This window comes from Streptomyces sp. NPDC097617 (assembly GCF_044761485.1).
Taxonomy (GTDB): Bacteria; Actinomycetota; Actinomycetes; order Streptomycetales; family Streptomycetaceae; genus Streptomyces.
This window is the reverse complement of record NZ_JBIWCL010000004.1, coordinates 388,824-414,082: the sequence shown is the minus strand read 5'-3', so window position 1 is coordinate 414,082 and position 25,259 is coordinate 388,824. Positions and strand designations below refer to the sequence as shown.

The 25,259-nt window shown below is 72.6% G+C and carries 20 protein-coding genes; 10 read left to right on the top strand and 10 right to left on the bottom strand.

The features are described from left to right. The first annotated feature begins 36 nt into the window (after nucleotides 1-36). From ACIQZO_RS10755 to ACIQZO_RS10740, 4 genes are all read left to right on the top strand, one after another. Complete coding sequence (locus tag ACIQZO_RS10755) at nucleotides 37-456, top strand: roadblock/LC7 domain-containing protein (RefSeq protein ID WP_403623226.1); 420 nt, start codon at nucleotides 37-39, stop codon at nucleotides 454-456. Between the two features lie 115 nt (nucleotides 457-571). Beyond that, nucleotides 572-946 (top strand): hypothetical protein, encoded by a 375-nt coding sequence (locus ACIQZO_RS10750; RefSeq protein ID WP_403623223.1) that lies wholly within the window; start codon nucleotides 572-574, stop codon nucleotides 944-946. Between the two features lie 195 nt (nucleotides 947-1,141). After that, nucleotides 1,142-4,720, top strand: a complete 3,579-nt coding sequence (locus ACIQZO_RS10745) for a CDP-glycerol glycerophosphotransferase family protein (protein ID WP_403623220.1) — start codon at nucleotides 1,142-1,144, stop codon at nucleotides 4,718-4,720. Nucleotides 4,721-4,849: 129 nt separating this feature from the next. After that, entirely contained in the window at nucleotides 4,850-5,338 is a 489-nt protein-coding gene (locus tag ACIQZO_RS10740) for a VOC family protein (protein WP_403623217.1), read from the top strand. A 29-nt stretch (nucleotides 5,339-5,367) separates the two neighbouring features. Here ACIQZO_RS10740 and ACIQZO_RS10735 read toward each other — a convergent pair whose 3' ends face one another. Beyond that, the gene (locus ACIQZO_RS10735) at nucleotides 5,368-6,096 is read right to left on the bottom strand and encodes an SIR2 family NAD-dependent protein deacylase (protein ID WP_403623214.1); all 729 of its coding nucleotides are present in this window, start codon (nucleotides 6,094-6,096) and stop codon (nucleotides 5,368-5,370) included. 152 nt (nucleotides 6,097-6,248) lie between these two features. Between ACIQZO_RS10735 and ACIQZO_RS10730 the strand changes: the two genes are divergently transcribed. From ACIQZO_RS10730 to ACIQZO_RS10720, 3 genes are read left to right on the top strand one after another with little or no spacing between them, the layout of a single operon-like run. Next, nucleotides 6,249-6,677, top strand: a complete 429-nt coding sequence (locus tag ACIQZO_RS10730) for a hypothetical protein (protein WP_403623211.1) — start codon at nucleotides 6,249-6,251, stop codon at nucleotides 6,675-6,677. 42 nt (nucleotides 6,678-6,719) lie between these two features. Continuing rightward, entirely contained in the window at nucleotides 6,720-7,658 is a 939-nt protein-coding gene (locus ACIQZO_RS10725) for an ATP-grasp domain-containing protein (RefSeq protein WP_403623208.1), read from the top strand. Further along, nucleotides 7,655-8,497 (top strand): GNAT family N-acetyltransferase, encoded by an 843-nt coding sequence (locus ACIQZO_RS10720; RefSeq protein ID WP_403623205.1) that lies wholly within the window; start codon nucleotides 7,655-7,657, stop codon nucleotides 8,495-8,497. Before ACIQZO_RS10725 ends, ACIQZO_RS10720 begins: the two co-directional genes overlap by 4 nt. A 57-nt stretch (nucleotides 8,498-8,554) precedes the next feature. Here the strand turns inward: ACIQZO_RS10720 and ACIQZO_RS10715 are convergent, their stop codons facing one another. From ACIQZO_RS10715 to ACIQZO_RS10705, 3 genes are all read right to left on the bottom strand, one after another. Further along, complete coding sequence (locus tag ACIQZO_RS10715; RefSeq protein ID WP_403623202.1) at nucleotides 8,555-8,998, bottom strand: subtilase-type protease inhibitor; 444 nt, start codon at nucleotides 8,996-8,998, stop codon at nucleotides 8,555-8,557. A gap of 378 nt (nucleotides 8,999-9,376) precedes the next feature. Beyond that, complete coding sequence (locus ACIQZO_RS10710) at nucleotides 9,377-9,838, bottom strand: Crp/Fnr family transcriptional regulator (RefSeq protein WP_403623199.1); 462 nt, start codon at nucleotides 9,836-9,838, stop codon at nucleotides 9,377-9,379. A gap of 144 nt (nucleotides 9,839-9,982) precedes the next feature. After that, nucleotides 9,983-10,291, bottom strand: coding sequence for a hypothetical protein (locus ACIQZO_RS10705; RefSeq protein WP_393849090.1), 309 nt, complete (start codon nucleotides 10,289-10,291; stop codon nucleotides 9,983-9,985). Between the two features lie 239 nt (nucleotides 10,292-10,530). Here ACIQZO_RS10705 and ACIQZO_RS10700 point away from each other — a divergent pair, with 239 nt between their 5' ends. Continuing rightward, nucleotides 10,531-12,468, top strand: coding sequence for a glycoside hydrolase family 5 protein (locus ACIQZO_RS10700; RefSeq protein ID WP_403623196.1), 1,938 nt, complete (start codon nucleotides 10,531-10,533; stop codon nucleotides 12,466-12,468). Here ACIQZO_RS10700 and ACIQZO_RS10695 read toward each other — a convergent pair. Beyond that, the gene (locus ACIQZO_RS10695; protein WP_403623192.1) at nucleotides 12,392-13,915 is read right to left on the bottom strand and encodes an MFS transporter; all 1,524 of its coding nucleotides are present in this window, start codon (nucleotides 13,913-13,915) and stop codon (nucleotides 12,392-12,394) included. The two genes, ACIQZO_RS10700 and ACIQZO_RS10695, sit on opposite strands and share 77 nt — an antisense overlap. Before the next feature lie 77 nt (nucleotides 13,916-13,992). On the opposite strand from ACIQZO_RS10695, the gene ACIQZO_RS10690 reads away from it, so the two are divergent. Both ACIQZO_RS10690 and ACIQZO_RS10685 read left to right on the top strand, forming a co-directional pair. Then, nucleotides 13,993-14,628 (top strand): helix-turn-helix domain-containing protein, encoded by a 636-nt coding sequence (locus tag ACIQZO_RS10690; protein WP_403623189.1) that lies wholly within the window; start codon nucleotides 13,993-13,995, stop codon nucleotides 14,626-14,628. 183 nt (nucleotides 14,629-14,811) lie between these two features. Continuing rightward, nucleotides 14,812-17,544 carry a LamG-like jellyroll fold domain-containing protein gene (locus ACIQZO_RS10685; RefSeq protein WP_403623186.1) on the top strand — a complete coding sequence of 911 codons (2,733 nt, stop codon included), beginning with the start codon at nucleotides 14,812-14,814 and terminating at the stop codon, nucleotides 17,542-17,544. A gap of 86 nt (nucleotides 17,545-17,630) precedes the next feature. On the opposite strand, the gene ACIQZO_RS10680 is transcribed toward ACIQZO_RS10685, so the two are convergent. Genes ACIQZO_RS10680 through ACIQZO_RS10660 form a run of 5 tightly spaced genes read right to left on the bottom strand, consistent with a single transcriptional unit; the run spans nucleotide 17,631 to nucleotide 25,030 of the window. Beyond that, complete coding sequence (locus tag ACIQZO_RS10680; protein WP_403623399.1) at nucleotides 17,631-20,141, bottom strand: acyl-CoA reductase; 2,511 nt, start codon at nucleotides 20,139-20,141, stop codon at nucleotides 17,631-17,633. Nucleotides 20,142-20,143: 2 nt separating this feature from the next. Then, nucleotides 20,144-21,292: an acyl-protein synthase gene (locus ACIQZO_RS10675; RefSeq protein WP_403623183.1), complete on the bottom strand. Its 1,149-nt coding sequence runs from the start codon at nucleotides 21,290-21,292 to the stop codon at nucleotides 20,144-20,146. Next, the gene (locus ACIQZO_RS10670; RefSeq protein ID WP_403623180.1) at nucleotides 21,289-22,434 is read right to left on the bottom strand and encodes a GNAT family N-acetyltransferase; all 1,146 of its coding nucleotides are present in this window, start codon (nucleotides 22,432-22,434) and stop codon (nucleotides 21,289-21,291) included. The genes ACIQZO_RS10675 and ACIQZO_RS10670 overlap by 4 nt, the downstream gene beginning before the upstream one ends. Further along, nucleotides 22,431-23,750: an MFS transporter gene (locus ACIQZO_RS10665; protein ID WP_403623177.1), complete on the bottom strand. Its 1,320-nt coding sequence runs from the start codon at nucleotides 23,748-23,750 to the stop codon at nucleotides 22,431-22,433. Before ACIQZO_RS10665 ends, ACIQZO_RS10670 begins: the two co-directional genes overlap by 4 nt. After that, nucleotides 23,747-25,030, bottom strand: a complete 1,284-nt coding sequence (locus ACIQZO_RS10660) for a phenylacetate--CoA ligase family protein (RefSeq protein WP_403623174.1) — start codon at nucleotides 25,028-25,030, stop codon at nucleotides 23,747-23,749. Before ACIQZO_RS10660 ends, ACIQZO_RS10665 begins: the two co-directional genes overlap by 4 nt. Nucleotides 25,031-25,259 lie beyond the last annotated feature (229 nt).

The following is a 25,259-nucleotide window of genomic DNA, read 5'->3' as shown; positions in this document are numbered from 1 at the left end:
TCCGAGCGTAGGCAGCCCGAAAGGAGAAAGGCCGACATGAGCACGGTGCCCCCCGAGACGGAGGCCGAGATACTCGCCGAGCTCCGCAGGCTGCGGGCCCGGGTACCCCAGCTCACCGGCGCGCTCGCCGCGAGCGCCGACGGCTTCGTCCTCGCCCAGGACAGCGCCGCCACCGAGGCCGAGTCCATCGCAGCGTTGACCGCCGCCGCCCTCGGGGTGGCCCAGCGGCTCAGCGACTGCACCGGACAGGGCGCCTTCCGTGAACTGCTCGTGCGCGGCGAGGACGGATACGTCGCCACCTATGCGGCCGGCCTGGCGGCCGTCCTCACCCTGACCGCCGAGCCGCGCGTGAACGTCGGTCGCCTCCACCTCGAGGCCCGGCGCTCGAGCCTGCGGATAGCCGAACTGATCGACCACACCCTCGGGCGACGGGGGCCCGGAGTCCCGCCCGGGTGATGCGCACTCCGCCCGGCGGCAGGACCCGGCGGGTCCGGCACGTGCCGTCACCGCTACAGCCAGTCACATCATCGTCACATCCCCATCACAGTGAAACGAGAAAGAGGACCCTCTCATGGTCAATGTGGAGACCGCACTCAAGGAAGCCACCACCACCATCGAAGGCGCGATCGGTGCCGCCCTCGTCGACTACGGCAGTGGTATGGCCCTCGGCACCATCGGGGGCGGCAAGGACCTCGACCTCGCGGTCGCGGCGGCGGGCAACACGGACGTGGTGCGGGCCAAGGTCCGCACCATGGAGATGCTCGGCATCAAGGACGAGATCGAGGACATCCTCATCACCCTCGGCGGCCAGTACCACCTGATCCGGCTGATGAAGAGCCGCGGCTCCTCGGGCTTCTTCCTCTACCTGGCTCTCGACAAGGGGCGCGCCAACCTCGCGATGGCCCGCCACCAACTGAAGAAGATCGAGGCAGAACTGGAGGTCTGACCGGTCCCCTCGGGCACGGTCGGGCCGCGTCGAACCGCGTCGGCTGAGTGGCGGACGGCTGAATTCTTTGCCGTCCGCCTCGGCGATCAGCCGCGTATGCCCCATATGGGTGGAGTTTATGACTCTGTTACAGAGTAAGATGCTGTGAGCAGCTGATCATCGATAAAGCATAAAACGCTGGAGAAACCGCCACCCATGCCCCCGCGCCTGAGCATCGTCGTCCCCGTCTACAACGTCGAGCTCTACCTCGACGAGTGCCTGGAATCGATCGCATCCCAGACCTTCGACGACTTCGAGGTCATCCTCGTGGACGACGGGTCCACGGACACCAGCGCTGTCATAGCGAAGGCGTTCGCCGCCCGGGACAAGCGCTTCCGGGTCGTGATGCAGGACAACGCCGGCCTCGGTGCCGCCCGCAACGTGGGCGCCCGCCACGCCGACAAGGACAGCGAGTACCTGGCCTTCGTCGACAGTGACGACACGATGCCCGACTACGCCTACCAGCGTCTCATCGAGGCACTCGACGAGACGGGTTCGGACTTCGCGGGCGGCAACGTCAAGCGCTTCCGCTCCGTCGGCATGCAGCAGTCCTGGGGGCACCGCGCCGCCTTCGCCCGGACCCAGCTGAAGACCCACATCTCCAAGTTCCCGGCGCTGGTCACCGACCGCACCGCGTGGAACAAGGTCTACCGGCGCAGCTTCTGGGACAGGCACGGCTTCCAGTACCCGGAGGGCATTCTCTACGAGGACGCCCCGGTCAGCATCCCCGCGCACTACTTCGCCTCCAGCGTCGACATCATCAGCGACTGCGTCTACCACTGGCGCGTCCGCGAGACGGGCGAGCGCTCCATCACCCAGCGCTCCACCGACCCGATCTCCCTCATCGACCGCGTGAAGTCCGTGCGCCTGGTCCGCGACTCCCTCAAGGCCAAGCAGGGCGCCAAGTACGTCCGTTACCTGCGGGACTACGACTACAACGTGCTGAGCGAGGAACTCCCGCTCATCTACAAGTACGTCGGCGAGGGCGGCCCCGACTTCCGCGCCGCGTTCGTCAAGGAGGTCGGCGGTCTCGTCCGCGAGATCGGCACCGGCCCCTGGTCCGACCTGACCGTCGCCGACCGGCTCAAGGCGTACCTGGCCGGCGAAGGCCGCGTCGAGGACTTCATCGCGCTCCAGGACCACCAGCGCGACTACAGCTACAGCGTGCCGGTCAAGGGCATCGCCCGCCCGCAGGCCGACTACCCCTTCCTGCAGGGCCGCCCGCCGGTGCCCGCCAAGATCCTCACCCTCGGCCCGCGCGAGCGACGCGTCGTCAGCCGACTGGAGCAGGCGAGCTGGGCCGACGGCAAGCTGCTGCTGCGCGGCTACGCCCTGCCCGGCCATCTCGGTGCGGAGAGCCGCCTCGGCTCCCGCAAGATGCTGGTCTTCCGCGAGGGTGGCAAGCGCCGTCGTTCCGTCGTCAGCGCCCGTACCGTCGCCTCCCCGATGGCCACGGTCAAGTCCCCGCACCTCGCCCTGCGGCACGCCGACTGGGCCGGCTTCACCGCCGTCGTCGACCCCTCGATCTTCCAGTCGGGCGGTAAGTGGAACCAGGGGATATGGACCACGTCCATCGCCGTCACCGGGGCCGGGGGGCTGCACCGCGCCCGCCTCAGGGGCGGCGAGCACGACACCGGCCAGAACCCGCCGCCGCACTGGGTGGCCCCCGACGTCCGGATCGTCCCGGCCGTCTCCGGCGCCCTCACCATCCAGGTGGAGATCGCCCGCGCCCGCGCGCTGGACGTCCACCCCGCCGGTGACGACGCCATCGAGATCGCCGGTGAGCTCACCGCCGAGGCCGTCGGCGCCACCGCCCTGCGGGCCGTCCACGTCACCACTGGCACCGTACTGACCTTCCCGCTGGAGAGCGCCGCTTCCGGCGCCGGCCGGGCCGCGTTCACCGCGCGTGTCCCGCTGGCCGAGCTGGCCGCCGTGGCCGACGCCCCGTGCGAGCCCGGCGAGTGGACCCCCGAGCCCTGGGGCCTCGCCGTCATCGGCCCCGACGGCACCGAGCACCGCCTCGTCCACGACGAGCGCGGCGGGTTCGACGGTCTGGTCCTGCCCCTGCCCGGCGAGGAGGCGGACCGCTCCCTCTTCGCCAAGCGCGGCAACACCGGCCACCTGACCCTCTCCGTACAGCCCTCCCCGCCGCTGGTCGACGAGGTCTCGGCCGAGGACGGCACGCTCACCCTGCGCGGCCGCTTCGTCGCGCCGACCGACGAGCCCTACGAGTTCGTCGTGCACAACGCGCACGGCGTGGAGCACTGCTACCCGGTGACGCGCGACGGGGACACCTTCGAGGCCACCTTCCGGCCCGTGCTCCCCGAGGCGTACGCCGGCCGCACCACGCTCCCCGAGGGCCGCTGGTGGCCCACGATGCGTCCGGTCGCCCAGGGCGGAACCACCGCCGGCCTGCTCGGCGTCGACCGCGGCGCCCCCGTGCAGATGGGCCCCGGTCTCCTGTTCACCGGGCCGCACCCCTTCACCGTGCAGGACCGCCGGATGCGGGTCGAGACGCGCTTCCACGACCGCATGGTGCTGGTCGCCGACCCGCTGATCAGCCCGCACGACCGCTCCCACTACGCGCAGCGCGTCGCCCGGTTCGAGACCTACCCGGCGCAGCGCGCCCTGCCGGTCAAGGACATCGTCGTGTACGACACCTTCCACGGGCAGGGCTCCGGCGACTCGCCGCGCGCCATCCACGAGGAGCTGGTGCGCCGCGGCGAGAAGCTGGAGCACGTCTGGCTGGTCCGCGACGGCCGCACCGAGATCCCGGAGACCGCGCGCGCCGTCCAGTACGGCAGCGTGGAGTCGTGGGAGGTCATGGCTCGCGCCCGCTACTACGTGACCAACGACAACGTGCCGCGGCGCTTCCAGCGCCGCTCCGGCCAGGTCGTCGTCCAGACGTGGCACGGCACGCCGATCAAGCAGATCGGCCACGACTTCGTGCACGACTACTACACGAGCCCGGACATCCTGGAGGGACTGGAGCACGACAGTGCCCAGTGGTCCCTGCTCGCCTCCCCGAGCTCCTACGCGACGCCCCTCCTCAAGCGCGCCCTCGGCTACGACGGCGAGGTCATCGAGGCGGGCAGCCCGCGCACGGACGCACTGGTGCGGCCGGACGCGCAGCGGATCGCGGACGTCCGCCGGCGGCTCGGCCTGCCCGAGGGCAAGAAGGTCGTCCTCTACATGCCCACGTGGCGCGAGAACAACGAGGGCTGGTCGGGCGGCTACAAGCTCGACCTGCAGATCGACCTGGACGAGGCCCGCCGTGAGCTGGGCGAGGACCACGTCCTGCTGATCCGCAGCCACCACCACGTGACGGAGCAGGTCCGCGACGGCGTCCGCGACGGATTCGTCGTCGACGTCTCCCGCTGGCCCGACGCGGCCGACCTGCTGATGGTCGCCGACGTACTGATCTCGGACTACTCCTCCGCGATCTTCGACTTCGCGCACACCGACCGGCCGATCCTGCTCTTCGCCTACGACCTCGCGCACTACCGGGGCACGCTGCGCGGCTTCAACTTCGACCTGGAGGCGAAGGCCCCGGGACCGCTGCTGGCGGACTCGGCGAGCCTGATCGAGGCCGTGCGCAACGCGGACGCGGTCGGGGCGGAGTACGCCGAGGCGCGGGCGGCCTTCCGCGCCGAGTTCTGCGACCTGGACAAGGGCAACGCCGCCGAGCGCGTCGTCGAGCGGATGCTCGCGATGGGTGCGGCCCCCGCGAAGTAAGCCGGACGGGCGAATTTCGGGCTGAATGACGGACCGGCCCCGGACCACCGATGAATTTCGGGTCCGGGGCCGGTCCGTATGTGAGGGACGGTGCCCACCGTCCACCCACCCCGGCCCGGAGGCAGAGCAATGAGCGGCAACGGCAACGGATTCACCACGTGTCTGTGGTTCGACGGCAACGCGGAAGCGGCCGCCGACTACTACCTGGCCGTCTTCAAGGACGGCAGGCTCGGCCGGATCGGCCGCTACACCGAGGCCGGCCCCGGCGCGACCGACTCCGTGATGGTCGTGGAGTTCGAAATCAACGGCCAGAAGTTCATCGGCCTCAACGGCGGTCCGCAGTTCACCTTCAGTGAGGCGATCTCCTTCCAGATCCACTGCGCCGACGACGCCGAGGCGGACTACTACTGGGAGGCACTGACCCGCGACGGCGGCGAGGAGGGCGTCTGCGGCTGGGTCAAGGACAGGTTCGGGGTGTCCTGGCAGGTCATCCCGGCGGGAGCCATCGACCTGATCGCCGACCCGGACCCGGGACGGGCCTCCCGGGCGACCGCCGCCATGATGCAGATGAAGAAGCTAGACGTGGCGCAGATGCGCCGGGCGGCCGACGCGGGGTAGGGCGGGCCCCGGCCGGGGCGGGACCCCGGCTAGGGCGAGGAGATCCTGGCCAGCAGGGCCGGCAGGGCGGTGCCGATCGGCTCGCGGACGATCTCGTCGGCCAGCGGGTCGTACGGGGTCTCCTCCGCGTTCACGATGATCAGCCGGGCGCCGGCCTCCGCGGCCATCCCGGCGAGCGACGCGGCCGGCTGCACCTGGAGGGTCGACCCGACGGCGATGAAGACCTGGCACCCCTTGGCCACCGCGATCGCCTGACCCAGCACTTCGGGGGAGAGCCGCTGGCCGAACATCACCGTTGCCGTCTTGAGGATCCCGCCGCACTCCAGGCAGGCGGGATCCGGCTCGCCGGCGGCGACCCGGGCCAGTGCCTCGTCCGTGCCCGACCGGGCGTGGCAGGCCGTGCACACCACCGAACGGGCGCTGCCGTGCAGCTCGAACACCTTGCGCTCAGGCATCCCGGCGAGCTGGTGGAGGCCGTCCACGTTCTGGGTGATCACGCGTACCGGGGTGCCGCCGCGCTCCAGCTCCGCCACGGCCAGGTGCGCGGCGTTCGGCCGTGCTCCGAGCGCGCCGATCTCGGCCCGCATCCGCCAGGAGCGGCGTCGGATCTCCGGATCGGCCATGTAGTACTCGTACGTCACGAGCTTCTCCGCCTCGGGGTCCCGCCGCCACAGGCCTTGCGGCCCCCGGTAGTCCGGGATCCCCGAGTCGGTGGACATCCCGGCCCCGCTGAACACTGCGACAAGTGGCTTCCCCATGCGGTGACCCTACGTACGGGTGCGGTTCGCCCGCGAGTCCATTTCCGCGTACCGGCCGGAGGGTCGTTTCTGCGGTGAATCCCGACCCCCACAGGAGTGAGATCCGGGCCCGGCGCTCCCGATCCACCGGCCCGGCGGGTACAAGACCGGACATGATGCTCAAGCCGTACCGTCTCGGTGCCCTGCTGCTGACCCTGCTCGCGCTGCCGGTCATGCCGTCCGCCGCCGCCCTCGCCGCGCCCGCCGCCGTCGCGGGGAAGGGGCACACCGCTGCCCAGATCAGCGAATTCCTCGTCGGCTTCTACGGTGACCACGGTCCCTCCGTTCAGGACCGGGAGGAGCATGTCTCACAGATCCTCAAGGAGAGACAGCAGGTCAATGAGGGGGTCGACGTCCTGCTCTGTGCGCACAACGAGCCGCTGGACATCAGCGTCGGCCCGGTCACCGTGGCGAAGACCGCCTCGGTGGGCTGGGCCACGGTGACCACCCACTGGGGCTCCGGCAGCACCGACACCTTCACCGCGTATGTGCGTCTGGACCGCAGCCCCATCCGGCTCGACGATGTGATCTGCGCAGGCTGAAATCCGTACGGTGGTCCACGGGGCCGTTCGTAGGGTGGGCGCATGGCTACGACAACCGCGACCACCACCGTCCTCCACTGCCGCGACCCGTTGCACGAACGCCGGGCCGATGCCCACTTCACGGCGGAGGCCCGGCAGTTGCGCGCCGCCGGAGGCACCGTCGTGCTCATGGACCACGACGCGCTGCTCGCCGGGGACGCCGAGCGGGCGGTGGAGCGGGTGCCCGAGGGCGTGGGATCCGTCTGGTACCGCGGGTGGATGATTCCCGCGGGCCGGTACGCCGAACTGGACGCGGCCCTGCGCGGCCGGGGCGGCGAGCTCGCCGTCGCCCCGGAGACCTACCGCCGGGCACACGAACTCCCCGGCTGGTACGAGAGCTTCGCGGGCCTGACCCCGGTCAGCGGCTGGCTGCCGACGCGTCGCGGGGTGGCGCCGGACCCGGAGGGCCTCGCGGCCCTCGCGGCGGGCCTGCCACCGGGCGCCGCCATCGTCAAGGACTACGTGAAGTCCCGCAAGCACGAGTGGGTCGAGGCTTGCTACGTGCCCGACCTCGCCGACCCGGCCGCTCTGCACCGCGTCGTCGCCCGTTTCGTCGAACTGCAGGGGGAGTTCCTGGCGGGCGGGGTGGTGCTGCGGGCCTTCGAGCGGTTCGTCGCGCCGCCGGCGGTGGCCGCCGAGGTGCGGGTGTGGTGGCGGGACGGGGCGCCCCGGATGGTCACCGCCCACCCCGACAGCCCGGTCGCCGAGGTGCCGACGCCGGACCTCGAACCGGTGCGGGCGGCCGTCGAGGCCCTGGACTGCCCCTTCGTGACCACCGATCTCGCCCTGCGCGAGGACGGGGTCTGGCGCGTCGTCGAAGTGGGCGACGGGCAGGTCAGCGACCTGCACCGGGAGGCGGATCGCGCTGCGTTCGTCCGCCTCCTGACGGCTGGTCAGGCACTCCTGCGCACATCCTCCCGGTCTGGTACAACACCGGCATGACGGGATTCGAGATCGCCGGGGCGAGCGCCGCCGACATGAAGCTGATCCGTGACTGGGCCGACGAGGAGGGCTGGAACCCGGGGGACTCCGACCGGTTCGCCTTCGCGGTCGCCGACCCGGAGGGGTTCCTCGTGGGCCGGCTGGACGGCGAACCGGTGGCCTGCATTTCCGCCGTGCGGTACGGCGCCGGCTTCGGCTTCATCGGCTTCTACATCGCCCGCCCGGCCGTCCGCGGGCAGGGGTACGGCATCCGGGTGTGGCACGCCGGGATGGAACGGCTCGACGGACGGCTCGTGGGTCTGGACGGGGTCGTGGACCAGCAGGACAACTACCGTAAATCCGGCTTCCGTTCCGCGTGGAACAACTTCCGCTACGAGGGTGCGCCGCAGGGGGAGGGCGACGCGTCGGTCGAGATCGTGGACGCCGCCACCCTGCCCTTCGGCCTGCTAGCCGCCTACGACCGGCGGTTCTTTCCCGCGCCGCGTGACGCGTTCCTGTCCGCCTGGACCGCTCTGCCCGGCCGGACGGCGCTGGCCGCCGTCCGGGACGGCCGCATCGAGGGCCTCGGTGTGATCCGCCCGTCCAGCGCCGCCCATCGGATCGGCCCCCTGTACGCGGCCACCCCGGAGGTGGCGGCGGCCCTGCTGCGGCGGCTGGCCCGGCACGCGCCCGACGGGATGGTGTCCGTGGACGTACCGGACGCGAACCCGGCCGCCGCGGCGCTGTTCGAGGGCCTCGGCCTGGCGCCCGCTTTCGAGACCGCCCGCATGTACACGGGTCCGACCCCGGCCCTCGCCCTGCCCGAGCTGTTCGGGGTGACCAGCCTCGAACTGGGCTGAAGTACCCGCCGGTGGGCAAGGAGTTGGTCCCGGCCCACCGCTTCTCACGGGGCCGGGTCAGAAGCCGAACAGCGTGCCGCTGGTGTTCCGCAGGCCGCACGGGTTGGCGAAGGTGTACGTGTAGCTGAGCCGACGGCCCTGCCACACGCCGACGGCCGTCACCGTCATCGGGTTGTACTCCCTGGTACACACGGCGTCGGCGGCCGGCGCCGCGAGCGGGTCGAGCTGAGAGCCGTTGGCGCGTAACTCGCCGCACGCGGCGGCGGGGCTCGGGTGCGTCCCGCCGGGCGTCGGCGAGCAGACGAGCGTCACCGCGCGCAGCGCCGCGCCCGTGGCGGCATTGGGTCCGGCCGTCACACTGAGCACCAGCGCGGACGGCGCGTAGAGGCTCTCCGTACCGGTCGGTGCGGCTCCAGCCGTGTTCGGCCAGGCCAGTGCGGTGAGCGCGGTGAGCGCCATGGCGGCGGAACCGAGCCCGAGACCCTTTGCGATGGACCGCATTTCGAACACTCCCTTGGGTTGGTGTTTCGGATAGCGGACGCAGTCTTGCCCACCCGGGCCGTGAACGCCCGTGCGCACCCCGATTTTTCGTCACCGATCGTGTACGAATGAATGCAGACCGCAGCCGTGTGAGCGAGCTGACCTGTGGGGGAGCAGCCCGCCGAATCGGCCGAACACCGACCGGGAGACCTCCCCGAAACCTGCCGCGCCCGGCTGTGATCTGCCGGAACGGGCTCAACGAGGGCATGCGGCAGCCCCCGGGAGTGTGCGCGCGAGCGCTGCCGAACCCGGCGCGGGCCGGCGACCGCCGTGGTGTGCCCGGCGAGGGCCGTGATGTGCCGCGGCGCCCGGCGGTCGCGCCGGGCGCCGCCTACGGGGTCAGCCGGTGGCCGTGAGGCGGGGGGCGTACATCTCGAGCAGGCGGGTGCGTGTCTGCTGGAGGCGCATCGCGAGGACGCGGCCGACCCAGTGCCCGACGGCGGAGCCGAAGGTGGGGTCGGCGTCCATCAGCATGCGGACGGTCGCGGCGTCGAACTCGTACGCGCGCACCGGTGTCATGGCCTCCGCGCCGAGCTGCCAGACGTACGGAGGGAACAGCCAGGACCAGCCCACCAGCTCCCCGGGGCCGAGGCTCTCCACGGCAGCGGGCCTCCGGCCGGCCACCGGGATCTCCAGGGTCACCGTGCCGGAACGCACGATCCAGAAGGAATCCGCCCTCGTGCCCTCGTCGAAGATGCGCGCGTTCTCCGGGAAATTGACTTCACGGGCCTGGGACATCAGCCGTCCACGGTGCTCGGTGGACAGGACGGCGGCGATCCGGATGGGGGAAGGTGTGCTCACGACGGCCTCCGATCACGACCCCCCACGACGCTCCTGCTCTCCCAGTGTCGCCGAAGCCCGCCGGATCGCGGCCGGATCGAAGCTGGTTTCTTTTGCTCCCGGTGTGGGAACGGGGCGACGAAAGCCTTGTGCGGCCCGGGTCGTCTAGGGGGTGTCCTCGGCGTTCGCTTCCAGGCAGGCCAGTTCCATCGCGTCCAGGACCGCCTCGTGGCTGCGCCCGCTCAGCTCGGCGACGTTCTCGATCTGGGCCGTCGCCCAGGCCGCCAGCGTCATGACCAGCACACGCAGCCCGTCGGTGCCGTGCTCGGCCAGTACCGCGTCGGCGACGACCATGGCCTCTTCGGGGACCTGCTCGGGCGGCTCGAGGCCCGCGAGACCCCGCAGCAGGGTGAGGGTGCGGCGGGAGATCTCCGGCGTCAGTCCCGCCAGTCGCATGTCTTCTTGCTCGTCCATCCGCCCCGCCCTCCGGTGCAGTGCCCGAATCGCCTCAGGGCACGGTAGAGGGGGCGTGGCCCTGCGCGGGGCGGTTTCCGCAGGGTGACCGTGCGTGAGCGGATGCCGCGGTGCCGGATCCGCCGCTGCGGAGCGCCGCGTCCGAAAGTGACCGTGCCCTTGCCTTCCCCCGGAAGCGACCCGCCGGTAACCTGCCCGACGGCAGCCGCCCGCCGGGACGGCCGGACCTCGGCAGGAGCATGATGAAGAGCCTCTTACGCGCGGTCCTCTGCGCCCTGGTGCTGGCGGCCGGTGTGCTGTCGGCGCCATCAGCCGGGCCCGCGCTCGCCGCCCCGGCGCCGGAGCCCGCGGCCGCTACCGCCGGCGCCGAGGCATGGACCCCGCCGCTGTCCACCCGCGGTCGCTACATCGTCGACGCGCAGGGCAACCGCTTCCGGCTGCGCTCCGGCAACTGGGACGGGGCCCAGGGCTCCTGGAACGGCTCCGGCGACCGCAACGACCCGGCCGCGCACCACAGCGGGCAGAACGCCCACGGCATCCCGGTCGGCCTGGACCGGGCCCCCCTGCCCACCCTGCTCGCCGACTTCCGGGCCCTGGGTCTCAACAGCATCCGGCTGCCCTTCTCCAACGAGATGCTGCGCGACACCGCCGCCGTCCCGGACGCGGCCGTCGCCGCCAATCCGGCGCTGCGCGGCCGCACGCCCCTCCAGGTCTACGACGCCGTGGTCGCCGCTCTCACCGACGCCGGCTTCGCCGTCATCCTCAACAACCACACCGTCACCACCCGTTGGTGCTGCGGCCTCGACGGCAACGAACGCTGGAACAGCGGCCGCTCCACCGCCCAGTGGGCCGACGACTGGGTCTTCCTCGCCCGCCGCTACCGGGACAACCCGCGCGTGGTCGGCGCCGACCTCTACAACGAGGTCCGCCGCGACTTCTTCGACGACCCCAACTGGGGCCTCGGCGACAACCACGACTGGCACGCCGCCGCCCAGGAGGCCGCCGACCGCATCCTCACCGAGGCCAACCCCCAGTTGCTGATCGTCGTCGAGGGCATCAACTGGTACGGCCTGCCCGTGGACGGCTTCCCGCACGGCCGCCCCACCCTGACCCCCGTACGCACCCTCTCCCACACCCTGGTCACCTCGAACAAGCTGGTCTACTCCGCCCACTTCTACGGGTACACCGGCCCCCGGCACAGTGGCGCGACCGGCATGGGCGAGACCAGCGACCTGCGCTACCAGGACATGACCCAGGCCCAACTCGAACAGACCCTCTACGACCAGGCCTTCTTCGTGTCCGCGGAGACCGGAACGCATTTCACCGCCCCCGTCTGGATCAGCGAGTTCGGCATCGGGGCCGAGGAGACCGGGGCTGCCCCGCGCACCTGGTTCGACCGCCTCACCGGGTATCTGACGCGCTCCGACGCCGACTTCGCGTACTGGCCCCTCGTCGGCTGGAGCACCGACGCCCAGGGCAACCCGGGCGGCGACAGCTGGGCGATGCTGCGCTACGACGCTGCCGGCCGCCGCTCCGGCGTCCTGGACCCGGGGGACTGGCGCACCGCCCGCTGGACCCCGCTCGCCACCACGCCCGGCCGCACCGGGCCGGTCCCGGCCACCACCGCCTGGTACCAGCTGACCACCGACCACCGCGATCACAACGCCTCGCTGCGCACGCGCGCCACCGGCGACTGGGACAGCGGGGCCCGCAAGGCGGTCTGCCCCGACGGCGCCCGCCTCGCCGGGCTCGCCCACACCGGCGGACGGGGCCTGTGCACCACCTCCGACCTGCGCGCTCCCACGGGAGGGCACACCGTGGTCCGCGATGAGAGGTACGTCCCGGCGGGCGGCGACTGGGCCACCGGCTACACGAAGTTCCAGTGCCCGAGCGGCCAGTTCCTGATCGGATACAGCCTGCGCGGCAAGCGGGTCTCGGCGGGTCTGTGCGCCCCGGCCCGCACGGCCCTGCCCGGAGGTGCCCGGACGCTCTGGTTCGACCGCGGCGACAACCGCCCGCCGGGCGGCCCCGGCGGCGACTTCGGCTCCGGGAACTACAAGGGCCAGTGCCTGCCCACCGAGTACGCGGCGGGCATCGCCTTCACCACCCGCGCCGCCACCCGGCCCTCCCCGGCCGCGCTGCTGTGCCGTCCCCTGCCGGGGCCGGACGCCCCTTAGTACGGCGCACGAGGGCGGCGGCGACGACGGCGAGTGCGACCAGGACCAGGCCCGCCGCCACCAGGAAGGTGAACCGTGTTCCGGTGGCCACGGCGGCGGCGGGCGCCGAGGCGACGTCTGCCGTCGCCGAGGCGTGCGCGAACACGGCACCCATGACGGAGGCGCCGGTGACGAGCCCGAGGTTGCGGGAGAGATTGAGCATCCCGGAGACCACGCCCCGGCGGTCCGGGCGGACGTCCGCCATGACGGCCGTGTTGTTGGCCGTCTGGAACACGGCGTAGCCGGCGGTCACGACCGCCAGCGGGACGACGTACCCGAGGACGCCGAGCCTCGCCGGTGTCATGGACAGGGCGAAGGCCCCGGCCGTCATCGCGAGAAGCCCGAGGAGGGTCATGCGCTGCGCGCCGAACCGGTCCGCGAGCCGGCCGGCCGGTACCCCGGTCGCCGCGGCGACCAGCGGTCCGACCGACAGGACCAGGCCGACCGGGGCCTCGTCGAGGCCGAGGGTGCGGGAGAGGTAGAACGGCCCGACCACCAGCGTCGCCATCATCACCGTCGACACGAGCGCGCTCGACGCGAGGCCCGCACCGATCACCGGATCGCGCAGCAGGGCCCGCTGGACCAGGGGCGAGGCCGCCCTCGCCTCGGCGCGTACGAAGAGGACCGCTCCACAGGCGGCCGCCAGCAGCAGCGCCGTGCCGAGCGCGCCGAATCGGCCGCCGCCGAGGGTCATGGCGAGCGCGTAGGCCGCGAGCGTGAGTGCGAGGAGCAGCGTACCCACGTGGTCGAAGCGGGCCCGGTCGGTCCCGGACCCCTGCCGGTCGGCGGGCAGATGGCGCCGGACCAGCAGGAACGCCACGAGGCCCAGCGGCACGTTGATGAAGAAGAGCGCCCGCCAGCCGAACCCGGCGAGGAGCGCGCCGCCGAGCGAGGGACCGAGCGCGGTGCCGACCGCCGACATCGTGCCGAGCAGCCCCATGGCGCTGCCCGTCCGCTCCCTGGGGACCGTCTCACCGACGAACGCCATGGTGAGGGCCATCATGACGGCCGCACCCAGGCCCTGGGCCGCGCGGGCACCGATCAGCAGCCAGAGCGTGGGCGCCGCGGCGCACAGGACCGAGGCCGCGGTGAACAAGGAGATCCCGGCCAGGAGCAGCCTGCGCCGGCCGAAGAGGTCCCCCAGCCGGCCGACGCCGACGACGAGGGTGGTGATGGCGAGGAGGTAGGAGAGGACGACCCACTGGACCTGCTGGAAGGAGGCGGAGAAGACCTGCGTGAGGGCCGGCAGGCCGACATGGGCGATGCCGGTGCCGAGCGAGGACAGCAGTACGGAGAGGGAGAGGCCGCCAAGCGCCCACCTCACCGCGGGCCGGTGGGCGCCGGGGGTCCCGTCGTCGCCGGTGCGGCGCTGTCCTTGCGAGGTCGCGGAATCACTGTGTGGGCTCATGGCGCGAGGGTGTGCGCACCGGGCGCCGACCGGCAAACCTTGTTGCCGTTTCCGGGACGACCGAGTGGAATGGACAGATGGACGACACGCCGGCTCAGCAGTCACCCCCGCAGGCACCTCCGCAGCAGTCTCCGCAGCAGTCTCCGCATCAGGCGGTCCTCGACGAGGTGGCGCCCCGGCTCAGACGGCTGCGCGCCCGGCACGGTCTCACCCTGGCCGCGCTCTCCGAGACGACCGGCATCTCGAAGAGCACCCTGTCCCGCCTCGAGTCCGGGCAGCGCCGCCCCAGCCTGGAACTGCTGCTGCCGCTCGCCGCCGCCTACCAGGTGCCCCTGGACGATCTGGTGGGCGCGCCCGAAGTGGGCGATCCCCGCGTACGGCTGACCCCTCGCACCCTGCCGGACGGCAGCACTGCGGTACCGCTGACCCGGGGCCCGGGCCCCCTCCAGGCGTACAAGATGCTCATCGTCGACCGGGGTGGCGAGCCGGAACCGCGGACCCACGAGGGCTACGAGTGGCTGTACGTGCTGGATGGCCGGCTGCGCCTCGTCCTCGCCGAGCACGATCTGGTCCTCGGCCCGGGCGAGGCCGCCGAGTTCGACACCCGGGTGCCCCACTGGTTCACCAGCGCGGACGGGCGGCCCGTGGAGGTCCTCAGCCTCTTCGGGCGGCAGGGGGAGCGCATGCACGTCCGGGCGAAGCCCCGCGCGTGACGGCGGGGTGCGTGCGGGGGCCTTCGCGATTTTGCATCCGATATGTCAAGTGGGATGAATCAGGACTCGAATCGCTCTAGGGTGCGCCCGTGGGCATGGCTGTGGACTGCTGTTCAGCGATTTTCGGCCATCCCTCGCGCGGCCGCACCCTACGGCCGTACCGCACACCGAACTGGGGGATTCATGCGTAGATCCCGAGGGCCGGCGGCCGCTCTCGTCCTGTCCCTGGCCGGAACCGCAATGGGCGTGGGCCTGGGCCTCGCCCCGCAGGCGGCGGCGCTCACCCCGCCCGTCGCGTTCACCGCCGACGCGCTGTCCACCTGGCAGCCCAACGGAGTCGTCTGGGCCCTCGCCGAGGCGGGCGGCCAGGTCTTCGCCGGCGGCACCTTCTCCACCGTGCGCCCGTCGGCCGGAGGCTCCGGAAGCGAGCAGTCGGCCGTGAACTTCGTGGCGCTCGACGCGGCGACCGGCGCCCCGACCTCCTGCAAACTGTCCTTCACCGTCGGCTCCGGCACCGCCACGGTCCGCGCCCTCGCCCTCTCACCGGACAAGGCGACCCTGTACGCCGGCGGCTACTTCGGCGCCGTCAACGGCACCGCCGTCTCCAGCCTCGCCGCCGTCGACGTGGCGAGCTGCACGGTGAAGCAGGGTTTCCGCCCCGCCTTCGCGGCCACCGTCCGCGCCCTCGCCGTCACCGGCGACACCGTCTACGCGGGCGGCGACTTCCTCAGCGTCGCAGGCCGGCCGCGCGAGCGCTTCGCCGCCGTCGGCGCGGCCGACGGGGCGCTGAAGCCCTTCACCGCCGACGCCGACGAGCCCGGACGCGCCGTCGAAGTCACCCCGGACGGCGAGAACGTGGTCCTCGGCGGTGACTTCTTCACCGTCAACGGGACGAACACGCACGCACTGGCCGTCGTCGACGCGACGAGCGGCGCGCTCACCAAGTCCTACCCCGGCTTCATCGAGACCAACTCCGTCGTCAAGGACGTCGCCGCCGACGCGAGCGGCGTCTACACCGCCAACGAGGGCACGGGCGGCGGCGTCTTCGACGGCCGGATCGCGATCGATCTGGACGGCTTCGGCCAGCGCTGGCGCGACACCTGCCTCGGCGCCACCCAGGCCGTGCTGCCCTACCAGGACGTCCTCTACAGCGCCTCGCACGCGCACGACTGCTCCAGCGTCGGCGAGTTCCCCGACGGCCAGCGTCACCACCTGCTCGCCCAGCCCACCAGCGGCACGGGCAAGCTCGGCTGGGCCCCCGACACCAACGACGGCATCGGCGAGGGCATCGGGCCGCGCGTGATGACGGTCGGGTCCAAGGGCGGCGTCCAGTACCTGTGGGTCGGCGGGGAGTTCACCACCGTCAACGGCGCCGCGCAGCAGAGCCTGACGCGCTTCTCCTCCACCGGGGACACCGGAGCGCCCAGCGTGCCGGTGGCGAGCGCGGTCAGTTTCAAGCCGGGCGAGGTCCAGGTGCGCTGGCGCACCAGCCTCGACCTCGACGACAGCGCGCTGACCTACCGGATCCACCGGAACGGCGCGGCCGCACCGATCGCCACCGTCACCGCCGACTCGCTGTTCTTCAAGCGGCCGCAGGCCTCCTGGACCGACACCACCGCGGTGGCGGGCCAGTCGTACACCTACCGGGTGACGGCCTCCGACGCCGCAGGCAACACCAGCGCCCTGTCCGCGACGGCGAGCGTGAGCGTCCCCACCACGGTGGAGGGCTATCCGAACGACGTCCGCGCCGACGGAGCCGCCCTGTACTGGCGCTACGACGAATCCGCGCTGCCCTTCGTCGCCGACTCCTCGGCGGGCGGCAACCAGAGCGGCGTGCACAACAACGCCCCCGCCCTGCGGCAGACGCCCGGCGCCGTCTCCGGCGCGAGCACGGCGATCGGCTTCAACGGCTCGAACACCCACGTGTACGCGGACAAGCGGCAGACGATCGGCAGCACCTACACCGTCGAGACCTGGTTCAGGACGAACACCACCCGCGGCGGCAAGCTCGTCGGCTTCGGGAACAGCCAGGGCGGCACCAGCCACCAGTACGACAAGCACGTCTACATGACCAACGACGGACGGCTGGTCTTCGGCGTCTACACCGGAGCCACCCGCACCATCACCACGCCGGCCGCCTACAACGACAACCAGTGGCACCACGTCGTCGCCACCCAGGGCCCGGGCGGGATGACCCTCTACGTGGACGGCGCGTCGAAGGGCACGCTCAACGTCACCACGCACGAGAACTACTCCGGCTTCTGGCGCACCGGCGGAGACAACCTCACCTCCTGGCCGAACCGCCCCACCAGCGACTACTGGGCCGGACAGCTCGACGAGACCGCTGTCTACCCGACGGTCCTCAGCGCCGCGCAGGTGCAGAACCACTACACCCTCGCGACCGCCCCGGCCGACTCGGTGGTCCAGGTGACCGCCGCCGAGGACACCTACGCCAACGCGGGGGCGCCCGGCACCAACTACGGCACCTCCGGTTCGCTCGCGGTGCGCGGCACCTCGTTCTACGCGAGCTACCTGCGCTTCGACCTGCCCGCCGCGCCCGCCGGCACGGTACTGAAGTCGGCCGCGCTCAGCGTGAAGACGAACACCCAGAGCGGCGCCGGCACCACGGACACCGTCTCCGTGGTCCCGGTCACCGGTTCGTGGAGCGAGGACGGGACCTCGTACAACAACCGTCCGGCGCTGGGCGGGCCGGCGCTCGGCAGCTTCGCCGGAATCCCCGACGGTTCGGCGGTGCACACCACCGGGCTGACCACCTCGGGCCTCGCGGCTGCGCTCGGCACCAGTTACGACCTGGCGCTGAGCAGCAGCGGTACGGACGCCCTGTGGCTGTGGTCCTCCGAGGCGCAGGCCGCCGAGGGGACACCGCAGCTGACGCTCACCTTCGGCGCCCCGTGACCTGACGGGGTGATGAGCAGGAGGGGGCGCGGGCCGGCTTGAGGGCCGTCCCGCGCCCCCGCTCGCGGTGAGGGGTTCCGTTCCGCCTAGCGGCGCGCGTCCACCACGGCGAGGAGTTTGCCGCTGGTCGGGCTGCGGTCCAGGGCAGCGCCGTCCACCGCCTCGACCACCAGCTCCAGCAGCCGCTCCGCCACCGCCGAGCACAGCTCCGGGTAGCCGGCCAGGAAGACCTGCCGCAACCGCTCCGGATCCGTCGCCGCGGACTTCTCCACCCGTACGGTCAGCCGCTCGCGCGCATCGGTGGAGTCGAGCCGGATCTGCAGCTCGCCCCGGTGGCCCCCCTCTTCCTCGGCCAGGTCCAGGAAGCGACGGTGGCCCAGGAAGTACGTCGCCACCCGCATCACGTCGCCGGTGCGCCCCCGCAGTTCGAAGCGGGGCGCGTGCCGTCCGCACGGGCAGCGGCCCGGGACCTCCCGGCCGAGGTCGCCTATCACGTACCGGCCCAGCTGCTGGCCGCGCCGGGCGTGGGTGGTGAAGACCAGCCGGCCCGTCTCGCCCGGAACCACCGGGCGGTCCTCGGCCAGGTCCAGGACCTCCATCGTGTGCAGGTCGGCGTGCAGGTGGTGGACGCCGCCGGAGCTCTCGGTGCACTGGTAGCCCAGCGGCCCCAGGTCGGTGCTGCCGTAGGTGATCGAGCGGACGGTCTCGATACCGAAGGTGTCCTTCAGAGTGCGCTGCTGCTCCGCGGTGAAGTGCTCGCCGCCGTAGAACACCTTGCGCAGGCCCCCGTACGCGCGCAGCGCGTCCGCCTCCGCGTGCAGCAACTGCCACAGGTAGGAGGGCATGCCGAAGAGGGTGTCGGCCCCGTGGTCGATCAGCGCCTGTGCCGTCGCCCGGTGGTCGGGTCCCGCCGACAGCGGCAACTGCACCCCGCCGAGCCGTTCCAGCACGGAGAAGAAGCTGATGAAGCTGCCGTACATGGCGCCGCAGTAGAACAGGTTGGCGGTCCGGTCCGCCGCCGGGTCGTAGCCGGCGGCCACCAGCCCGCGGGCGGCGGCGTGCATCTGGGTGTCGTAGTCGTCGTAGCTGAAGACCGACAGCGCCGGTGCGCCGGTGCTGCCGCCGCTGCGGAAGTACAGCTCGGCATCGTCCCGCGTCAGCCGGCGGGCCGGCTCCTGCACGTCCTCCTTGCCCAGCAGCGGGCCGGTGGGACGCGCCAGCACCACGGGCCGGGCCAGATCGTCCAGGCAGGCGGTGGTGGCGAACCGGGCCGGATCGGCCTGGACCGCGACACGGCGGCTGTAGCGCTGGAGGGCGTAGACGCCGTCGTGCGGCTCACCCGCGTAGCTCTCCAGCATGGCGCCGACCGGTGTGACACGGGTGACGCCTGCGGCCAGGACGGTGCGCGACAGCTCGGCGATGTCCGTCTCGCTGCCCGCGAGGCCCGCCGTCTGCAGATAGCGGCGCATCGGGCGCAGGGTGGCGATCAGCCGCTTGCGGGGCAGCGGCTTGACCCACACGCTGCGGTGCAGCGGCGAGGCGGTCAGCGGGGACCGGGTGTCGGCCATGACCCGCCACGAGCCGTCGGGAGCGGCGAACACCCGGGTCAGGCCCAGATGTTCCTCCAGTCGGGCCACCAGCTCGGTGGTGGTCAGCTCGGCCGCCTCCGCCGGGTCCGGCCCGCCCGCCACGGCACCGGCCGCGGCCGGCGGCCGGGCGGCGAGGGCCGCGGCGAAACGCTCGGCGAAGCCGAAGACCTCGTCCTCGTCCTCGGTGTCGAGATAGACCACCTGCGGGCTGGAACACGCCTCCTGCTCGTGCAGGCAGACGTCGTCCGCCAGGGCGCCGAGCGTGCGGGCGTCCGACCAGGCGTCGGCCGTCAGGTACGCGAAGGAGATCCTGTGCCCCCACTCCACCAGCCGGCAGCCGGCCGGCACATGGGCCGCGATCCCCTCGACGGCGGCCTCCCCGCCCCATACGGCGACGGCGTCCGCGGGCGCGCACATCAGGCGCAGCCACTCCTGCCGGGAGGAGGGGAAGCGCAGGACGACGATCCGCGCGGCCAGTGCGCCGCTCGGGTCCAGCGCCGCGAGTTCGGCCATCAGGTGCTGGGTCAGGAGCGTGTCGGCGCTGCTGGTCCGCAGCACGTTGACGTTCCCCGCGAGCAGCCCCTCGACGATGCTCAGCGGCGCGACCGTCGCGGCATTGCCCGGCGCGATGTGGGCGACCAGTCCGACGGGGGCCCACGCCTCGTAGACCGTCTCGCGCGGATCCGCCCGGTTCAGCCGGCCGGGAGTGGCGCTGCCGAGCTCCCGGCGCAGTTTGCGGGCCAGCTCCCGCCGGCCGAGGAGGCCGCCCAACTCGGCCAGGACGGCCGGGTCCTCGCCCTCGGGCAGGTGCGCCGACAGCCTTATGCGTACGGGGTGGCCGGGGTCGCACAGCGCGGAGCCGAGGGCGTCGCAGGCGGCCAGCACGGTCTCGGTCTCCAGGCCCTCGGCGAGCGCGGCCTCGACGGCGGCCGGCAGGCCCGCGAGCCGGCGGCCGGCCTCCTCGTCGCCGATGAACTCGCCCTGCCAGTAGTGGTGGTGCCCGCCCATGGTCACGCCATTCCCTTCATCAGTTCCGCTGCGGCCACCGCGCAGCTGCGGTTGCGGCTCACCCCGGCCCGGCCGTGGACGGTGAACCAGGGGGTCGCGAGCTCGCACCCGCAGGCGTCGCCCGGCCGGAGGGAGGCGAGGTCGCCCATGACCACGCTCTGCGCCGGCACCGAGGTGATGTACGGCGACACCAGGTGGAGGTAACCCCGCTCCCCGTACGGCAGGGGTTCGAGGGTGCGGGTGGAGCGGATCGTCACCCGCGACCAGACGGGCGCGTGCAGCCGGTGGTGGTCGCACTCGATGTACGGGATGCAGTGCTCGACCGACCCGAAGGTGTCCCGGATCCGCTCACCGGGCACGCCGAGCTGCTCCGTGACACGGGAGTACAGCTCCTCCTTGCCGATGCGCCGGTCGGCGTGCCCCTTCCAGCCGCCGCCGAGGACGACGAGGGAGCCCTCGGGCAGGCGCAGCGGAGGCAGTCCCATGGCCCGCATCCGCTCCAGGGTGAAGAAGAGGAAGGCCGGGAAGCCGAGGATGCGGACCGGGGCGTCCTCGCGCTCGAAGCGGCGCAGTGCGGCGATGCAGCCGAAGGGGTCGAACTCGTGCTCGCCGCCGGTGTTGCGCAGCGCGTACGCGACGCTGCGCGCGGGGGCGAAGTCGCACAGGTAGTTGTCGGTGAAGGCGGTCCCCAGGTTCAGCGAAGGGGCCGGCTCGTAGCTGTAGAGGAGGTAGTTGGCCTCCTGGTCGGGGGTGATCCAGCCGTTGCGCTCGAAGATCCGCGCGACCATGCGCTGGGCGGAGCGGATGGTCCAGTGGTCGAAGAACATCTGCGACTTCTGGCCGGTGGTGCCGGAGGAGGTCAGGTGCAGCTCGACGTCCTCGCGGGGGATGGACAGCACCTCGTGCCGCTTGAAGAAGTTCGCGTGGACGAGCGGCGTGCGGTACGGCACGGCCGGGGGAGTGGCCTCGTACAGGGAGCGGAAGAACGGGGAGCGCTCGGCGTGCCAGGCGTTGGTCTCCGCCATGGCCGCGGCGAACAGCTCGTCCTCGGCGGGTCCGAAGGCGTACGGGTCGGTCAGGTCGCACAGCTCTTGTACGTGCGGCAGCAGGGCCGGGTCCGGTACGGCGACCGGCGCGAGATGGGGGTTCATGAGGCAACCTCGGAAGATGTGGGCAGGTGTGTCGACGCCCAGGCCGACACGTAGCAGTCCAGATACGGCTGGAGGGGCGGTTCGACGGCGACGCCGCGGAAGTCGATCCGCTCGCTGGAACGGGACAGGACGGCGTAGTCGTGGAAACCGTCGCCGTCCGCGCGCATCGCGGGGTAGAGGGCCCCGGCGACGAAGCCCTGCGCGAGGAAGGCCGAGAGGGCCTCGTGGTGGGCGAGCGGCACCAGGGCCTCGACGTAGCCGGCGCCCGCGCGGGCCAGCGCCCGGGTGACGGGTTCGAGGTGGGCCGCCGCGGCTGCGGGGTCGGGGTGGGCCGTCAGCAGGGACCCGTACCCGCCGGCGCGGTTGAGGTAGGCGTAGACCTCGAACCGGCCGTCTTCGGGGGTGAGCAGTACGTTCGGCGTGTGCAGCGGGTAGAACCAGCCCTCGGCCCCCGGGAACTGCTCGCGGAAGCGGCGGCGCACGAAGGCCGGCGCCTCGATCACCTCCAGCCGCTCGACGGCCGTGTGCGGCGCGGGCGCCGGGAGCGGGCGGGCGACGGCCCTGACCCCGGGGTAGCCGATGCCGAGCGCGGACTCGGAGGTGCGCAGCAACGGCAGCAGCGGGGCCGGTACTTCGGTGACCGGGATCCGGCGCTCGAGCACTCCGGCGGCGTGACGCGCGTAGAGCGCGAGGCTTTCGCGGCTGCTGAGATCCACCGCGTTGGGCAGGATCCCCAGCGGGCGGAAGCCGTTGCGGGCGACGACGCGCTGCGGACCCGCGCTGACGGTGCGAACGGTCGCGTAGACCGAATCGAGGCGGCCCGTGTCCAGCATTGCGGCGCACAGGGCATCGGTCAGGGCGGCGGCCAGGCCCGCCGAGCGGTGCTCGGGGTGTACGGCGATGCCTTCCAGGCGGCCGGTGCGGTTGCCCGCCTCGCCGTGGATGGCGGCGGACGCGGTCAGGTACCCGGTGTCGGCGCAGCGGGTGACGAGCCACAGGGAGTGCGGGTCCGCGATGAGCCGGGCCATCTCGGCCGGGTCGGTGCCCAGCGCCACCGGGTAGTGCGGGCCGTAGACGGCGTAGTAGAGCTGGCGCAGCTCGGCGATGTCGGCGCGGACGGCCGGCGCGATCACGGGGCTCATCGCTCGCCTCCTGCGGGTTCCGCCCCGGCCGCCTCGGACGTACCGGGCCCGAGCAGGGCCAGCGCGCAGGCCGCGGGGAGCAGGCCGATGCCCTGGACGAGGCAGAGGGTCTGCGGCGAGAGGAAGTCGCCGGCGAAGCCGAACACCAGGGACGCCACCGGCAGGGAGGCACCCAGGACGGCCTGCATCACGGCGAAGAAGCCGGGCTTGTCCGCCGTCGGCACCATCCGCTGGAACAGGGCGACGAAGCGGACGCTGACGGCCCCGGCGCACCAGCCGGCCACGGCCAGGGAGCCCGCGACGACCGGGCGCTGCGCGAACAGCCCGGGCAGCGCCAGGGCGAGGGCCATCAGGCCCAGGCACCAGGCGCCGGCCACCGTGGGCCGCCCCGGCACGCGGGTGCCGGTGAAGGCGCCGACGAGTGCACCGGTGCCCAGCGAGGCCTCCAGCAGCGCCACGGTCCCGCCCGCGCCGGAGAGGACCGATCGGGTGTAGAGGGGAATGACGACGAACACGGCGGCGGTGAAGAGGTTCGCCGCGGTGAAGCAGAGCAGGATCCGCCGTACGGAGGGCAGTTCGGCCAGGATGCGGCGGAGCGGGCGCCGCCGGGGCGCGGCCGCCGCGCCGTCCGGGCCGTCCGGGTCGGCGGTACGGAAGCGGGCGCTCGCGACGAGTACGGCGGCGCCGAGGTAGGCGGCCGCGCAGCCCGCGGCCAGCCCGGCCACACCCGCCCGGTCGACGGTCAGGGCGCCGAGCAGCGCACCCGCGAGGCCGGCCAGGGACTGGGTGGACAGCTCGAAACCGGTGGCCGTCTCGATGTCGGCGTCGTCGACGAGTTCGGGAACCGAGGTGGTCAGGCAGGGGTCGAAGAACGCCTGACAGGTCGCCAGGGCGAGGGCGGCGGCGTACACACCGGTGAGCGGCAGACCTTCGCCGTGGGCCCACAGGGCGAGGGCGCCCGAGGCGGCCCCGGCCAGGGCGGCGGCGGTCCGCAGCACCGAGCGGTGGGCGAACCGGGCGATGGTGGCGGCCACGGCGGGCGCGAGCGCCACGGCGGGCAGCGTGCAGACCGCCAGGAACAGCCCGGAGGCCAGCCCCGGAGCCTCGGGCACGGCATGGGCGACGATCCACCAGGACACGCCGACCTGGAACATGCGCACGGCGGCCTGGGTGAGGATCTGGCCGAGCCACACGGCGCCGAAGGCGCGGTTGCGCAGGACCAGCGGACGGCGCCGGGCGCCGGCCCGCTCCGGGGTGCCGGCAGTGGGCCCGGTCCCGGAGTTCGATCCGGGAGCGGAGACGGATGAGGCGGTCATGCGGTCGGCCTCTCGTCGAGGACGCGGACGAGCTTGCCCGAGCGCGGGTTGACGGCGAGGTCGCGGTGGCGGGCCCACTCCACGGACAGCGGGTGCACGAACCCGGCCCGCACACTGTCCGGATACAGCGGCCGTACGGACTCCAGTTCCGTGACGACGGCGGCGGCCAGCGCGGCCCGCTCGCCCGCGACCGCGCCGCGGGCCTCGTCACCGGGGGCGGTCGCCAGCCGCAGGACGAGCCCGTCGCGGCCGTCCCAGCGGCGGACGACGAGCTGCATGCCGACCACCCGGCCCGCGGTGTCCGCCGCGGCCACGGCGTCCTGGGCGTCCTGTGTGTAGAGGGAGACGGGGCCCACGCGCACGCCCTCCTCGGCGCGCCCGAGGATCCTGAAGTGGCCGGGCCCGGTGCCGGTCCACTCGGCCCGGTCGCCGGCGGGGTATCGGATGATCGGCATGAGGCGGCGGAAGAGGCTGGTGACGACCACCCGGCCGGGCCGCCCCGGTTCGGTGACGGGTTCACCGGTGGAGTCGTCGAGGATCTCGACCACTGCATACGGGGTGAAGGCCCGGTGCACCCGGGCGTCGGGGCCGGACACCGGACGGCCGAGCAGGCCCGCGTCGACACTGGCGTAGCCGACGGAACGGACCTCGGCGCGGGGGAACGCGGAGGCCAGCAGCCGCCGTTGGTCGTCGAAGAGGGCCTCGCCTCCGAACAGGAGCAGCTCCACCGCATCGAGGCGGACACCGGAGGCGACCAGCTGCTCGGCGAGCCGGCACAGGGTGGTGGGCGTGCCGGTCAGCACCTGGGCGGCGAGGTCGCGCAGCGTGGGGATGGTCGACTCAAGCGGCGCGCCGCCGCCGACGGGCAGCCGGACGTTGTCCACGGGCGCGTGGGCGAGCGAGTCGAGGACGAAGAGGAAGCTGGCGTACAGCTCCCCGGCGTAGAAGAGGTCGGCGACGCGGTGCCCGGGGCGCAGGCCGGTGTCCACGAGCCCCTGGCCGAAGGCGGTGACGAACGTGCGCCACTCGTCGCGGGTGTAGACGGAGAACTTGGGGGAGCCGGTGGTGCCGCCGGTCTTGTAGACCGTGGCCTCGTTGAGCGGGCCGGTCAGTACGCGGCTGTCGTGCAGGGCGTTGGCCGCCCAGAAGTCCTGCTGGTCGACCACCGGCAGGTCGTCGAGCCGGTCGACGTGCGGTGGCAGGGACGCGTAGAGGTCCCGGTAGTAGGGCGAATTGTGGCGGGCGAAACGTATGAGGTCCGAGAGCTGCTGGGCGGACATGAGCCTTTGCCTGGGTGACGGGAACGGGAACGGGGACGGGAGTCACGGCGATGCGCGGCCGGAGCTGGAACTCGCCTGCGCGATCGAGCCGGAGCGAACGGGGGACCCCCCGGCGCCCCCGCCTCCCTCTGATGCACGCCGAAAGCTGACGTGCAGTCATGATGATGAAACACCGTTCCGCTAATCACCTAATTGGCCAAATATTTCCGGCCAGTGTGATCGCATTCAA